This window comes from Microbacterium sp. Y547, assembly GCF_057669785.1.
The window spans coordinates 218,739-231,385 of record NZ_JBYHFN010000002.1 but is presented as its reverse complement, the minus strand read 5'-3'; the positions used below and the strand labels follow the sequence as shown (position 1 = coordinate 231,385).

Annotated in this window: 11 protein-coding genes; all 11 read left to right on the top strand. The window is 71.4% G+C overall.

The genetic code is table 11. The features are described from left to right. The first annotated feature begins 105 nt into the window (after positions 1–105). The 11 genes from AC25Y0_RS04060 (at position 106) to AC25Y0_RS04010 (ending at position 12,646) form a co-directional block, all read left to right on the top strand. Positions 106–930 carry an ABC transporter ATP-binding protein gene (locus AC25Y0_RS04060; protein ID WP_488123106.1) on the top strand — a complete coding sequence of 275 codons (825 nt, stop codon included), beginning with the start codon at positions 106–108 and terminating at the stop codon, positions 928–930. After that, a complete protein-coding gene (locus AC25Y0_RS04055; protein ID WP_488123105.1) occupies positions 927–1,961 on the top strand; it encodes an aliphatic sulfonate ABC transporter substrate-binding protein in 1,035 nt (344 codons plus the stop codon). The genes AC25Y0_RS04060 and AC25Y0_RS04055 overlap by 4 nt, the downstream gene beginning before the upstream one ends. Beyond that, entirely contained in the window at positions 1,958–2,776 is an 819-nt protein-coding gene (locus AC25Y0_RS04050) for an ABC transporter permease (RefSeq protein WP_488123104.1), read from the top strand. The genes AC25Y0_RS04055 and AC25Y0_RS04050 overlap by 4 nt, the downstream gene beginning before the upstream one ends. Position 2,777: 1 nt before the next feature. Further along, positions 2,778–4,817, top strand: coding sequence for an acetate--CoA ligase (acs, locus tag AC25Y0_RS04045; RefSeq protein ID WP_488134226.1), 2,040 nt, complete (start codon positions 2,778–2,780; stop codon positions 4,815–4,817). After that, positions 4,814–6,151 (top strand): O-acetylhomoserine aminocarboxypropyltransferase/cysteine synthase family protein, encoded by a 1,338-nt coding sequence (locus AC25Y0_RS04040; RefSeq protein ID WP_488123102.1) that lies wholly within the window; start codon positions 4,814–4,816, stop codon positions 6,149–6,151. Before acs ends, AC25Y0_RS04040 begins: the two co-directional genes overlap by 4 nt. Further along, a complete protein-coding gene (locus tag AC25Y0_RS04035) occupies positions 6,148–6,735 on the top strand; it encodes a CoA-binding protein (RefSeq protein WP_488134225.1) in 588 nt (195 codons plus the stop codon). The genes AC25Y0_RS04040 and AC25Y0_RS04035 overlap by 4 nt, the downstream gene beginning before the upstream one ends. Positions 6,736–6,831: 96 nt before the next feature. Next, positions 6,832–7,089, top strand: coding sequence for a DNA-directed RNA polymerase subunit omega (gene rpoZ, locus AC25Y0_RS04030; protein ID WP_376125986.1), 258 nt, complete (start codon positions 6,832–6,834; stop codon positions 7,087–7,089). Between the two features lie 102 nt (positions 7,090–7,191). After that, complete coding sequence (metK, locus tag AC25Y0_RS04025; RefSeq protein WP_488123100.1) at positions 7,192–8,385, top strand: methionine adenosyltransferase; 1,194 nt, start codon at positions 7,192–7,194, stop codon at positions 8,383–8,385. Next, a complete protein-coding gene (locus tag AC25Y0_RS04020; protein WP_488134224.1) occupies positions 8,357–10,348 on the top strand; it encodes a primosomal protein N' family DNA-binding protein in 1,992 nt (663 codons plus the stop codon). Before metK ends, AC25Y0_RS04020 begins: the two co-directional genes overlap by 29 nt. Positions 10,349–10,355: 7 nt before the next feature. Continuing rightward, a complete protein-coding gene (gene fmt / locus AC25Y0_RS04015; protein ID WP_488134223.1) occupies positions 10,356–11,279 on the top strand; it encodes a methionyl-tRNA formyltransferase in 924 nt (307 codons plus the stop codon). After that, positions 11,276–12,646, top strand: a complete 1,371-nt coding sequence (locus AC25Y0_RS04010) for an RsmB/NOP family class I SAM-dependent RNA methyltransferase (RefSeq protein ID WP_488123097.1) — start codon at positions 11,276–11,278, stop codon at positions 12,644–12,646. Before fmt ends, AC25Y0_RS04010 begins: the two co-directional genes overlap by 4 nt. Position 12,647: the final 1 nt, after the last annotated feature.

Below are 12,647 nucleotides of genomic sequence, written 5' to 3'. Positions count from 1 at the left end.
TCGCGAACGGACGGCGGCGCAGGATCGCATCGTCCGGATGCCGCTCTCGTTGCAGAACATTACGCGCGGCTTCGTTCTGGGGGGCACCTCCGAAACCATCAGTGCATGTCCAGCACCCTGCTCGCGCCTCGTCAGACGGCCACCGTCGCGGTGGACCGCGCTCCGGCTGTCCGCCTTGCGGGCGTCGGGCGCACCTTCGCCGGGCGTGGAACGCCGCGCACCGTCCTGCGCGACATCGACATCGACCTCAGAGACGGCGAGATCCTCGCGATCGTCGGTCCGTCCGGCTGCGGGAAGTCGACGCTGCTGCGCCTCATCGGCGGGCTCGACGCACCCACCGCGGGCGTCGTCGAGGTGGCCGGCACGACGGCCGTCGCCTTCCAGGAGCCGCGACTTCTACCCTGGCGCACGCTCGCCCAGAACGTCTCACTGGGACTCGACCGCCGCACCGACACGCGCGCCGGTCGTGACCGCGTCGCCGAACTGCTGACGCTCGTCGGCCTCGATCAGGCTGCGCACCTGCGCCCCCGTGAGGTGTCAGGCGGCATGGCGCAGCGTGCATCCCTCGCCCGCGCCCTCGCGCGCGGTCCCGAGGTGCTGCTGCTCGATGAGCCGTTCGGCGCGCTCGATGCCCTGACGCGGCTGCGCATGCAGGACCTGCTGAATGACGTGCACGCCGCGGTGCCGACCACGGTCGTGCTCGTGACGCACGACGTCGAAGAGGCGCTCTACCTCGCCGACCGGGTGCTGCTGCTGCGTGCCATCGAGCCGGGCCCCGACAGCGGCGAGGCGTCGATCGTTCGCACCATCACGGTTCCCGGGCTCCGCCCGCGCGACCGCTCCGACCGCACTCTCGCCGACCTGCGCGCCGAGCTGCTGGAGGGGCTCGGCGTCGACACGCACCACACCCTCACTCAGGAGACACCATGAACCGTCCGCTTCGCCGCATCCTTCCCGTCCTCGCCCTCGCCGGCGTGGTCATGCTCGGCGCGACGGGATGCGTCGCGGGCGAGAACGCCGCCGCGGCACCGGCCACCGCGGGGGAGGGCGGGTGGTCGACCGACACGCTGACGCTCGACTTCGCGACGTACAACCCGCTGAGCCTCGTCGTCAAGGAGCAGGGGCTCCTCGAAGAGACGCTCGGCGACTCCGTCACGGTCGAGTGGGTGCAGTCCGCCGGCTCGAACAAGGCCAACGAGCTGCTGCGCGCCGGGTCGATCGACGTCGGCTCGACAGCCGGCTCAGCCGCGCTGCTCGCCCGGGCGAACGGCTCACCGATCCAGGTCATCGACATCTTCTCGCAGCCGGAGTGGTCGGCGATCGTCGTTCCCGACGGCAGCGACATCACCTCGGTCGCCGATCTGAAGGGACGGTCCGTCGCGGCGACGATCGGCACCGATCCGTACTTCTTCCTGCTGCAGGCGCTCCAGGCCGCGGGCCTCGGCATCGCCGACGTCGAAGTGCAGAACCTGCAGCACGCCGACGGATGGGCCGCGCTCGAGGCGGGATCGGTCGCCGCGTGGTCGGGGCTCGACCCGATCATGGCCTCCGCAGAAGTCGATGCCGGCGCGCAGCTGATCTACCGCAACGTCGACTTCAACACGTACGGATTCCTCAACGCGACCGAGGAGTTCATCACCGATCACCCCGACGTCGCCCAGGTCGTCGTGGACGCGTACGAACAGGCCCGGGCGTGGGCGCTGGCCCACCCCGACGAGACGGCGGCGTTGCTGGCCGAGGTCGCCGGCATCGACCTCGCCGTCGCCGAGACCGTCGTCCAGGAGCGGTCGAACCTCGACGTGAGCGGCATCCCCGGTGATGCCCAGCTCGCGGTGCTCGAGAAGATCGCCCCCGTCCTGGTCGACTCCGACGCCGTGCAGGGCGGCGAGCAGGCCGTCACCGACGCGCTGGCGACGATCATCAACGCGACGTTCGCCGAAGAGGCGGTGAACCGGCGATGAGCGCCCTGGCTGAGGCGGTCACCGCCGCGCCCACGGCCGCACCTGCGGGCCGCTCGTTCTGGGACCGCCGCGTCGTGCGCGTCGCGGGCGGCTTCGTCGTGCCGCTCGCGCTGCTCGCGCTCTGGCAGGCGGTCACCGTGACGGGCGTGCTGCCACCGCACCGGCTGCCGGCACCCGCCACGGTCTTCCAGGCCGCCGTCGAGATGCTCGACAGCGGCGTGCTCTGGCTGCACATCGCCATCTCCGTGCAGCGCGTGCTGCTCGGCTTCGCGATCGGCGCTCTCGCCGGCCTCGTCGCGGCGGCGTTCGTCGGTCTCACCCGCGCGGGCGACGTGCTGCTGAGCCCGACCCTCGCTGCCCTCCGCGCCATCCCTTCCCTCGCCCTCGTGCCGCTGCTGCTGCTGTGGATGGGGATCGGCGAAGACTCCAAGGTCGCCCTCATCGCGATCGGCGCGTTCTTCCCCGTCTTCACGACCGTCGGCTCGGCGCTGCGCCACGTCGACCCCCACCTGATCGAGATGGGCCGCTCGTTCGGACTGCGCGGGTGGCACCTGCTGCGCGTCGTGCAGCTGCCCGCCGTCGTTCCTTCGATCGTCTCGGGACTGCGTCTTGCCATGGCGCAGGCGTGGCTCTTCCTCGTGGCTGCCGAACTGATCGCCGCCTCGATGGGGCTGGGGTTCCTGCTGACCGAATCTCAGAGCACGGGCCGCGTCGACCGCATCCTGCTCGCGATCGTGCTGCTCGCGCTGCTGGGCGCGGTGACGAACGGCATCCTCAGCATCGTGCAGAAGCACCTGCTCAAGAAGTGGGCCTGAGGTGACGACCGAGACGCGGCTCGTCGAACGACGAACCTATCCGCCCGGTGACGCGTTCCGCGCTCAGGCCAACCTCGGCGACGAGGCCTACGCGCGCGCCGCCGCCGATCCCACGGCCTTCTGGGAGGAGGCCGCGCACCGATTGACGTGGGATGCGCCCTGGCATACGCCCCTCGAGTGGGAGCCACCCGTCACGCGTGCCGACGGCACCCTCTCGGTCCCCGCTGCCCGATGGTTCACCGGCGGGCGGCTCAACGTCGCGTACAACTGCGTCGACCGTCATGTCGAGGCCGGTCGCGGCGAGCGCGTCGCGCTGCACTTCGAAGGCGAACCGGGCGACCGTATGAGCGTCACGTACGCAGATCTGAAGCGGCGAGTCGCACGCGCAGCCCACGCGCTTCTGGGTCTGGGCATCGAGCCCGGAGACCGGGTCGTGGTGTATCTGCCGGTTTTGATCGAAACCGTCGTGGTCGCCCTCGCGTGCGCGCGCATCGGCGCCGTGCACTCGCTCGTCTTCGGCGGCTTCTCTGCCGAGGCCGTGCGATTCCGCCTGCAGGACACCCGGGCGGCGCTCCTGGTCACATCCGACGGCCAGTTCCGTCGGGGGTCAGCCGTCGAGGTGAAGTCGGCCGCCGATACGGCCGTCGATGGTCTGGACCACGTCCGGCACGTCCTCACGGTGCGGCGCACGGGGCAGGACGTCCCGTGGACCGCCGGCCGCGACGTGTGGTGGCACGACGTCGTCGACACCGCGAGCGACGTGCACGATGCAGTCTCGTTCGAGGCGGAGCATCCGCTCTTCATCATCTACACCTCCGGCACGACAGGGCGCCCCAAAGGCCTCGTCCACACGTCGGGCGGATACCTCGCGCATGCCAGCTGGGCCCACTGGGCGCACTTCGACGCGAAACCCGACGACGTGCACTGGTGCACCGCCGATCTCGCGTGGGTCACGGCGCACACGTACGAGCTGTACGGTCCGCTGTCGAACGGCCTGACGCAGGTGATCTACGAGGGCACACCGGATGCACCGCACCGCGAGAGGCATCTCGAGATCATCGAGCGCTACGGGGTCACGGTCTACTACACCGCGCCCACGCTCATCCGCACCTTCATGTCGTGGTTCGGCGATGACCTGCCGGCGGAATACGACCTGACGTCGCTGCGCCTGCTCGGCACGGTCGGCGAAGCGATCAACCCCGAAGCGTGGGTATGGTTCCGGCGCACCTTCGGCCGTGACGACGTGCCCGTCGTCGATACGTGGTGGCAGTCCGAGACGGGTGCCGCGATGATCGCGCCGCTGCCGGGGACGACAATGCTCAAGCCGGGTTCGGCAACCGTTCCGCTGCCGGGAATCGACGCGGCCGTCGTCGACGACGCCGGCGACCCGGTGACGCCCGGCAGGTCGGGCACGCTCGTCGTGCGACGACCGTGGCCCGGCATGGCCCGCACCGTGTGGGGAGATCCCGAGCGCTACCGCGATGCGTACTGGGCGCGCTTCGCGGGGCACGGTGCGCACGGCGGCTACTACGTCGCCGGTGACGGTGCGACCGTCGACGGCGACGGGCACGTGTGGATCCTCGGTCGCCTCGACGACGTCGTGAACGTCTCGGGGCATCGCCTCTCGACGATCGAGATCGAGTCTGCTCTCGTCTCGCAGCAGGGCGTCGGCGAAGCCGGCGCGACAGCCGTCGACGACCCGGTGACCGGCCACGCGGTCGCGGCGTTCGTCGTCGCCTCGGACAGGGCCGACCTAGAGCCGGCGCGGCTGCGCGACGGCGTCGCGCGGCAGATCGGTCCGATCGCGAAGCCGCGGCACCTCTACGTCGTGCCCGAACTGCCCAAGACCCGCTCGGGAAAGATCCTTCGGCGCCTGCTCGCACAGCTGTGGCAGGCTGAGCGGGATCGTCGAGCGGGGCACATTCCCGCGCCCCTCGGCGACACCACCTCGCTGCAGAACCCCTGGAGCGTCGCCCAGATCGCCGACGTGCTCGCCTCTGCGTCACCATCGCCCCGCCCCGCACACCGAGAGAAGACATGACCGACGACCACCGCTTCGGATTCCGCACCCGTGCCCTGCATGCCGGCGGAACCCCCGACGCCTCGACGGGCGCCCGCGCCGTGCCGATCTACCAGACCACGTCGTTCGTGTTCGACGATGCGACGGATGCCGCGAACCTGTTCGCGCTGCAGAAGTACGGCAACATCTACTCCCGCATCGGAAACCCGACCGTCGCGGCGCTCGAAGAGCGTCTGGCATCGCTCGAAGGCGGGATCGGCGCCGTGGCGACGGCGTCGGGCATGAGCGCCGAGTTCATCACGTTCGCCGCGCTCGTGGGCGCGGGCGACCACGTCGTCGCCTCGGCACAGCTGTACGGCGGCACCGTGACGCAGCTCGACGTGACCCTTCGGCGCTTCGGTGTCGAGACGACCTTCGTCGCGTCGGACGACCCTGCGGATTTCGCCGCCGCCATCCGCCCCGAGACGAAGGTGCTCTACGTCGAGATGATCGGCAACCCGTCGGGCGAGATCGCCGACATCGCGGGCCTTGCCGAGGTCGCCCACGCGGCATCCATTCCGCTCGTCGTCGACGCGACGCTCGCGACGCCGTATCTGTCCCGCCCCCTCGAGCACGGCGCGGACATCGTCATCCACTCGGTGACGAAGTTCCTCGGCGGTCACGGCACGACCCTCGGCGGTGTCGTGATCGAGAAGGGCACGTTCGACTGGGGGAACGGCAAGTTCCCGCAGATGACCGAGCCCGTGCCGTCGTACGGCGGCATCCGCTGGTGGGACAACTTCGGCGAGTACGGCTTCCTCACGAAGCTGCGCACCGAACAGCTGCGCGACATCGGTCCCGCACTCAGCCCGCAGTCGGCCTTCCTGCTGCTGCAGGGCGTCGAGACGCTGCCGCAGCGCATGGACGCGCACCTCGCGAACGCCCGCGTCGTGGCGGAGTGGCTGGATTCCGATCCCCGCGTCTCGTACGTCACCTGGGCCGGACTTGCGGGTCACCCGCACCACGACCGCGCGCGCAGGTACCTGCCGTTGGGGCCTGGCGCGGTGTTCGCGTTCGGGGTGACACCGTCGGGCGAGTTCGCGTCGGGCGACGAGCGCCTCGACGCGGCACGGAGCACGGGGGAGGCCGTCATCGATGCGCTCCAGCTCGCGTCGCACCTGGCGAACATCGGCGACGCGCGCACGCTCGTCATCCATCCCGCATCGACGACGCATCAGCAGCTGACCCCCGATCAGCTCGCCGCAGCCGGCGTTCCCGTCGACCTCATCCGCATCTCGGTCGGTCTCGAAGACGCCGAGGACATCCTCTGGGATCTCGATCAGGCCCTCACCCGAGCGACAGGACTGCCGCGATGACCGCGCGACTCGATCAGCCCGATGCGTGCGCTCTGCCCGCGCCCGCCGCGGTGCCGGCTGCCTGTGCGCTGCCCGCCGCCGCCCCGGCCGCGCACGTCGCACGCACGTGGCACGAGCCGTCTGCGGCGCAGCGCTACGACCTGCTGCGCCACGCTCGCTCCATCGCGATCGTCGGAGCATCGGAGAACCGTGCGCGGGCGAGCTACTTCGTCGCTTCGTACCTGCTGGGCGGGTCCGACCTCGACGTGTACTTCGTCAATCCGCGCGCGACCGAGATCCTCGGCCGGCCCGTCTACGCCTCACTCGCCGATCTGCCGGTCGCCCCCGACATCGTCGATGTCTTCCGTAAGCACGACGATCTGCCCGAGGTCGCACGCGAAGCGGTCGCCGTCGGCGCGAAGACGCTGTGGCTGCAGCTGGGCTCATGGCACGAAGAGGCTGCCGCGATCGCCGAGGCGGGCGGGCTCCGCGTCGTGATGGACCGCTGCGTCAAGATCGAGCACGCCCGCTTCCACGGCGGACTGCGCCTGGCGGGCTTCGATACGGGCGTCATCTCATCAAAACGCCAGGTGACGGCGCGCTGACCCGCATGTCGGATAGAATGGTCGGATGCATGCGCGCTCGGCGCGCTGCCCCAGACATCCACCGCTGACATCCACCCGCTTCGAAAGGATTCCGCCATGGCCGGAACGAAGAACCAGGGGATCATCGATCCCCCCATCGATTCGCTGCTCGGGAAGGTCGACTCGAAGTACCAGCTCGTGATCTACGCATCCAAGCGCGCGCGCCAGATCAACGACTACTACTCCGACCTGCACGAGGGCAACCTCTTCGACAACGTCGGCCCGCTCGTCGACTCGAACGTCGAAGACAAGCCGCTCACGATCGCGCTGCACGAGATCCACGAGGACAAGCTGCGCCTGCGCCACGAGGAGTAAGACACACCTCCGCCGTCTGTGTGACGGCCCGATGCCCCCGATGATGCGATGTCCGCACCCGGGGGCATACTGGTTTCCGCCCCCGCCCCGATCTGGAGGATCATGACCGAGTTGCGCCTGTTCACGTCCGAGTCCGTGACCGAGGGCCACCCCGACAAGATCTGCGACCAGATCTCCGACAGCATCCTCGATGCGATCCTCACCGATGATCCGAACGGGCGCGTGGCCGTCGAGACGCTCGTCACAACGGGGCTCGTGCACGTCGCGGGCGAGGTGTCGACGTCGGCGTACGTCGAGATCCCGGCGATCGTGCGCGACGTGGTCAACCGCATCGGCTACACCTCGAGCGAGACGGGCTTCGACGGCGAATCGTGCGGCGTGAGCGTGTCGATCGGCGCGCAGTCCTCCGACATCGCGGCCGGCGTCGACAAGGCGTTCGAACGGCGCGAGGGCGGCTCCGACGACCCGCACGACCTGCAGGGCGCGGGTGACCAGGGCATCATGTTCGGCTACGCGACGAACGAAACCCCCCAGTACATGCCCATGGCGGCGTGGACGGCACACCGTATGGCCGAGCGCCTCGCCGAAGTGCGACGCTCGGGCGCGCTGCCGTTCCTGCGCCCCGACGGAAAGACGCAGGTGACCCTCGGCTACGAGGGGAGCACGCCGCGCACCGTTCAGTCGGTCGTGGTGTCGACGCAGCACAACCCCGACATCTCGCAGAAGGCGCTGCGCGCCGCCGTGCGGGCCGAGGTCATCGACCCCGTGCTCGAGGCGACGGGGCTCGACATCTCCGACGTGAAGTTCTACATCAATCCCGCGGGCCCGTTCGTGATCGGCGGACCCAAGGGCGATGCCGGGCTCACGGGCCGCAAGATCATCATCGACACGTACGGCGGGGCATCGCGCCACGGTGGCGGTGCGTTCAGTGGCAAAGACCCGTCGAAGGTCGATCGCTCGGCCGCCTACGCCATGCGCTGGGTCGCCAAGAACGCCGTCGCGGCAGGGCTCGCCGACCGCCTCGAGGTGCAGATCGCCTACGCGATCGGCAAAGCCAAGCCGGTCGGGCTCTACGTCGAGTCGTTCGGCACGGGTCGGGTCTCAGACGAAGCGATGACGCGGGCGATCCTCGAGGTCTTCGACCTGCGTCCGCGAGCGATCGTCGAGCAGCTCGACCTGCTGCGCCCGATCTACGCGCAGACGGCCGCGTACGGGCATTTCGGGCGCGAGCTGCCCGACTTCACCTGGGAGCGCACCGACCGCGTCGATGACCTCCGGCGCGCCGCCGGACTCTGACGTGACGCGCCGCGTCGCGCGGGTGCTGCTGGATTCGCCGCTGCCGCAGCTGGACCGGCTCTTCGACTACGAGATCCCGAGGGACCTCATCGACGACGCCGTCGCCGGTGCGCGCGTGCGGGTGCCCCTGCGCACGGCGGGCCGCGTCATCGACGGCTATCTCGTCGAGGTGGCCGAATCCGACGACCCCGAGCGCCCGCTGTCCGAACTCGACGCCGTCGTGTCGACCGTGCCGGTGCTGCCCCCGCGGCTCTACGCCCTCGCCCGACGTGCCGCCGATCGCGCGGCGGGCTCGGCCGGTGACATCCTGCGCCTGGCGATCCCCAAGCGCATGGTGCGGGCCGAGAAGGCCTGGCTCGCCGCCGCCCGCCCCGTCGCCGCCGAGGTCACCGCCGACGCACTCCCGGCGCTTGACGTGTACCCCGGGCTCGCTGACGCGCTCGACGCGGGCGAGCGCGTCGCCCTCACCGCCCCGCCCCACCCTGCCCGGCTCTCGGACGGCACGACCGTGGGGTCGTGGGCCGTGCTGCTGGCATCCGCTGCCGCGCACACGCTCGCGGCGGGTCGCAGCGCCGTGCTCGTCGTGCCTGATCACCGCGATCAGGATCAGCTCGCCGCCGCCCTCACCGACCTGGTCGCGCCCGACGCCATCGTCGCCGTCGACGCGCGGCAGTCCTCGCCCGCGCGATACGCCGCGTTCCTTCGCACCCTGACCGACGTGCCCTGCATCGTGCTGGGCAACCGGTCGGCGGTGTACGCGCCCGTGCACGAGATCGGCCTCATCGCCATCTGGGACGACGGCGATCCGCTGCTCGGCGAGCCGCTGAGCCCCGGCGTCCATGCCCGCGATGCCGCTCTGATCCGGCAGGAGCTCGACGGTCCCGCTCTCGTGTTCGCGGGACACACGCGCACGACCGACGTCGAACGCCTCGTCTCGCTCGACTGGGTGCGCGAGGTCGCTCCCGCCCGCAAGAGCAGCCCGCGCGTCGTGCTGAGCGCCACGCGCGAGGGCGAGTCGCAGGGCGCCCGCGTGCCCTCATCGGCGTTCGCCGCGGCGCGCGAAGCCCTCGTCGACGGCCCCGTGCTCGTCCAGGTGGCCCGACCCGGCTACGCCCCCGTGCTCGTCTGTGCCGGATGCCGCCACGCCGCGCGATGCGCGCACTGCGGCGGACCCCTGCATGCCAAGTCGCACGGCGCCGTTCCCGTGTGCGGCTGGTGCGGGCGCCGGGCGCAGGCGTGGACATGCCCCGACTGCGCCGGAACGACCGTGCGTATGGCCTCGTCGGGCAGTGAGCGCACGGCCGACGAACTGGGCCGTGCTTTCCCCGGCGTGCGCATCATCGTCGCCGACGGCGACCACCCCGTTATGCGCGTCGACGCACGCCCCGCCCTCGTCGTCGCGACGCGCGGCGCCGAGCCGATCGCCGACGGCGGGTACCGCGCCGTCATCCTGCTCGACGGCGACCGCATGCTGCAGGCCGAAGCCCTGCGGATCGGCGAGTCGTGTCTGCGCTGGTGGTCCAACGCGGCAGCTCTCGCCCAGCCGAAGGCGCCCGTGCACCTCGTGGGCGTCGCCGGAGCCGTCGCCCGCGCCCTCGCGACATGGTCGCAGCCCGCCTACGCGCGCGGCGAGCTCGCCGACCGGGCCGCCCTGCGGATGCCGCCCACCGTGCGCGTCGCCGCGCTCGAGGGCCCGCGCACGGCCGTCGAGACGGCCATCACTTCGGTGCGCGCAGCCGTGCCGACACTCGACGATTCGTCGGTGCTCGGCCCCGTGCCGCGCGAGGAAGGCGTCCGCGCCCTCGTGCGCTTCGACTACGGCAGTGGCGCAGCGGTCACCGAAGCACTGCGCGCCGCCGTCGTCGCCAATGCGCTGAGCGCGCGCAAGGCCGCCAAAGGCCGCAATCCCGCCGCCCGCAATACACTCAGAGTTCGGGTCGACGTGCCCGATCTCGATCTGTGAGGAGACCATGCGCCTCGTCTTCGCGGGCACGCCCGCGCCCGCCGTACCGTCCCTGCGCGCACTCGCCGCCTCGCACCACGACATCGCGCTCGTGGTGAGCCGCACCGACGCACCGCTCGGGCGCAAGCGCACGCTGACGCCGTCGCCCGTGACCGCAGCCGCCCGCGACCTCAGCCTCGACGTGCTGCGCACCGACCGGCTCGACGACGCGGCCACCGCGCAGATCGCAGCGCTCGAGCCCGATCTCGGAGTCATCGTCGCCTACGGCGGACTCGTCCGCGAGCCTCTGCTGTCGACACCCCGCTACGGCTGGATCAACCTGCACTTCTCGCTCCTGCCGCGCTGGCGCGGGGCGGCACCCGTGCAGCGCGCACTCATCGCGGGCGATGACCGAACCGGAGCGAGCGTGTTCCAGCTCGTCGCGGCTCTCGATGCGGGCGACGTCTTCGCCGAGCGTTCGCACCCCATCCGCCCCGATGCGACGGCCGGATCGCTCCTCGACGAACTCGCGCACGACGGCGCCGACCTGCTGCGAGAGGTCGTCGACGCGATCGAGACCGGAACCGCCGTCGCGACGCCGCAGACCGGAAACCCCTCGTACGCTCCCAAGCTCACCGACGACGACGGCAGGATCCGCTGGGACGAGACGCGCGACGCCGTCATGAACCGCATCCGCGGCGTGACCCCTGAGCCCGGCGCGCACACGACGATCGGCGGAGCGCGCCTGAAGATCCTCGCCGCCGCCCCCGCGCCCGACGACGCGCCTGACCTCGCCCCCGGCGTCTTCGGCGCACACGGCAAGGACGTCGTCGTGGGTACGGGTTCACGGCCCGTCCTCCTCGAGACGATCCAGCCCGCCGGCAAGGGCGCGATGCGCGCGGCCGACTGGTGGCGGGGTCTGCGCGGCGTCCAGCCGGTGGTCGCCTCATGAGCCGCGTGCAGCCGGCCCGCCGCGTCGCCTTCGAGACGATCCGCGCCGTGCACGAGTCCGACGCGTACGCCAATCTGCTGCTGCCCGCCTCGATCGCCCGCGCGGGCCTGTCGACCGCCGACGCGGGGCTGGCCACCGAACTGACCTACGGCACGCTGCGCCGCGAGGGCACCTACGACGCGATCATCGCCCTCGCCGCCGACCGGCCCGTGCACGAGATCGACACCGCCGTGCTCGACGCGCTGCGGCTCGGCGTGCACCAGCTGCTGTCGACCCGCGTCGCATCGCACGCGGCCGTCAACGAGTCGGTCGAGCTTGCACGCGATGCGGCAGGACGCGGTGCCGCCGGATTCGCGAATGCCGTCCTGCGCCGCGTCTCGCGGGAGACCCCCGGTGACTGGATGATGCGCGTCGCCGACACGGCCCGCTCCGACGACGAGCGCCTGGGCCTGCTGTTCGCGCACCCCGTCTGGGTCGTGCGGGCTCTGCGCCGCGCCCTGGCTGCGGAAGGACGCGCCGGCGAGCTCGAGGCGCTCCTCACCGCCGACAACGTCTCGCCGCGGGTCACCATGGCGGCCCTACCGGGGCTCGCCGAGGTTCCCGATGACGCGCGCCGCACGCCGTACTCGCCGTACGGCTTCCGCCTGTCCGGCGGCGACCCCGAAGGCATCATCCGCGCCGCCGAGGGGCGCATCCGCGTGCAAGACGAAGGGTCGCAGCTCGCGGCCCTCGCGCTGACCCACGCGTCGCCGATCGAGCCGGGGGAGCGGTGGCTGGATCTGTGCGCCGGGCCCGGCGGCAAGACCGCGCTGCTGGCTGCCGAGGCTCTCACCCACGGAGCACGCCTCGAGGCGAACGAGATCGCCCCGGCGCGCGCGGGTCTGGTCCGCCAGGCCGTCGCGGGGATTCCCCTGGACGTGCCGGTCTCTGAGCAGGACGGACGGATCCGCGCGGCCGAAGCCCGCGACACGTACGACCGCATCCTCGTCGACGCGCCGTGCACAGGGTTGGGCGCGCTGCGCCGGCGCCCCGAGGCGCGCTGGCGCAAGGCGCCCTCCGATGTGCCCGATCTGTCGGAGCTGCAGCGCGAGCTCCTCTCCGCCTCGATCGGCGCCCTGAGGCCCGGCGGGATCGTCGCCTATGTGACGTGCTCGCCCCACCTCGCCGAAACGGCCGGCGTCGTCGCCGAAGTCCGCCGTGAATGGGGTGACGCGGTCGAGGAGCTCTCGGCCCGCGATGCCGTGACGGCGGCGTCCGTCGGCGATCCCGACCTGCTGCCGCAGGCCGACGGCAGTCTGCGCGCGCAGCTGTGGCCGCACCGGCACAACACCGACGCCATGTCGATCTCGCTGCTTCGCCGGCTCTGAC

What these genes read in the sequence shown, in the direction of transcription:
- AC25Y0_RS04035 (WP_488134225.1), top strand. Translation starts at nt 6,148, where the DNA reads ATGACCGCGCGACTCGATCAGCCCGATGCGTGCGCTCTGCCCGCGCCC.
- AC25Y0_RS04020 (WP_488134224.1), top strand. Translation starts at nt 8,357, where the DNA reads ATGACCTCCGGCGCGCCGCCGGACTCTGACGTGACGCGCCGCGTCGCG.
- AC25Y0_RS04055 (WP_488123105.1), top strand. Translation starts at nt 927, where the DNA reads ATGAACCGTCCGCTTCGCCGCATCCTTCCCGTCCTCGCCCTCGCCGGC.
- AC25Y0_RS04060 (WP_488123106.1), top strand. Translation starts at nt 106, where the DNA reads ATGTCCAGCACCCTGCTCGCGCCTCGTCAGACGGCCACCGTCGCGGTG.
- AC25Y0_RS04040 (WP_488123102.1), top strand. Translation starts at nt 4,814, where the DNA reads ATGACCGACGACCACCGCTTCGGATTCCGCACCCGTGCCCTGCATGCC.
- rpoZ (WP_376125986.1), top strand. Translation starts at nt 6,832, where the DNA reads ATGGCCGGAACGAAGAACCAGGGGATCATCGATCCCCCCATCGATTCG.
- AC25Y0_RS04050 (WP_488123104.1), top strand. Translation starts at nt 1,958, where the DNA reads ATGAGCGCCCTGGCTGAGGCGGTCACCGCCGCGCCCACGGCCGCACCT.
- AC25Y0_RS04010 (WP_488123097.1), top strand. Translation starts at nt 11,276, where the DNA reads ATGAGCCGCGTGCAGCCGGCCCGCCGCGTCGCCTTCGAGACGATCCGC.
- fmt (WP_488134223.1), top strand. Translation starts at nt 10,356, where the DNA reads ATGCGCCTCGTCTTCGCGGGCACGCCCGCGCCCGCCGTACCGTCCCTG.
- metK (WP_488123100.1), top strand. Translation starts at nt 7,192, where the DNA reads ATGACCGAGTTGCGCCTGTTCACGTCCGAGTCCGTGACCGAGGGCCAC.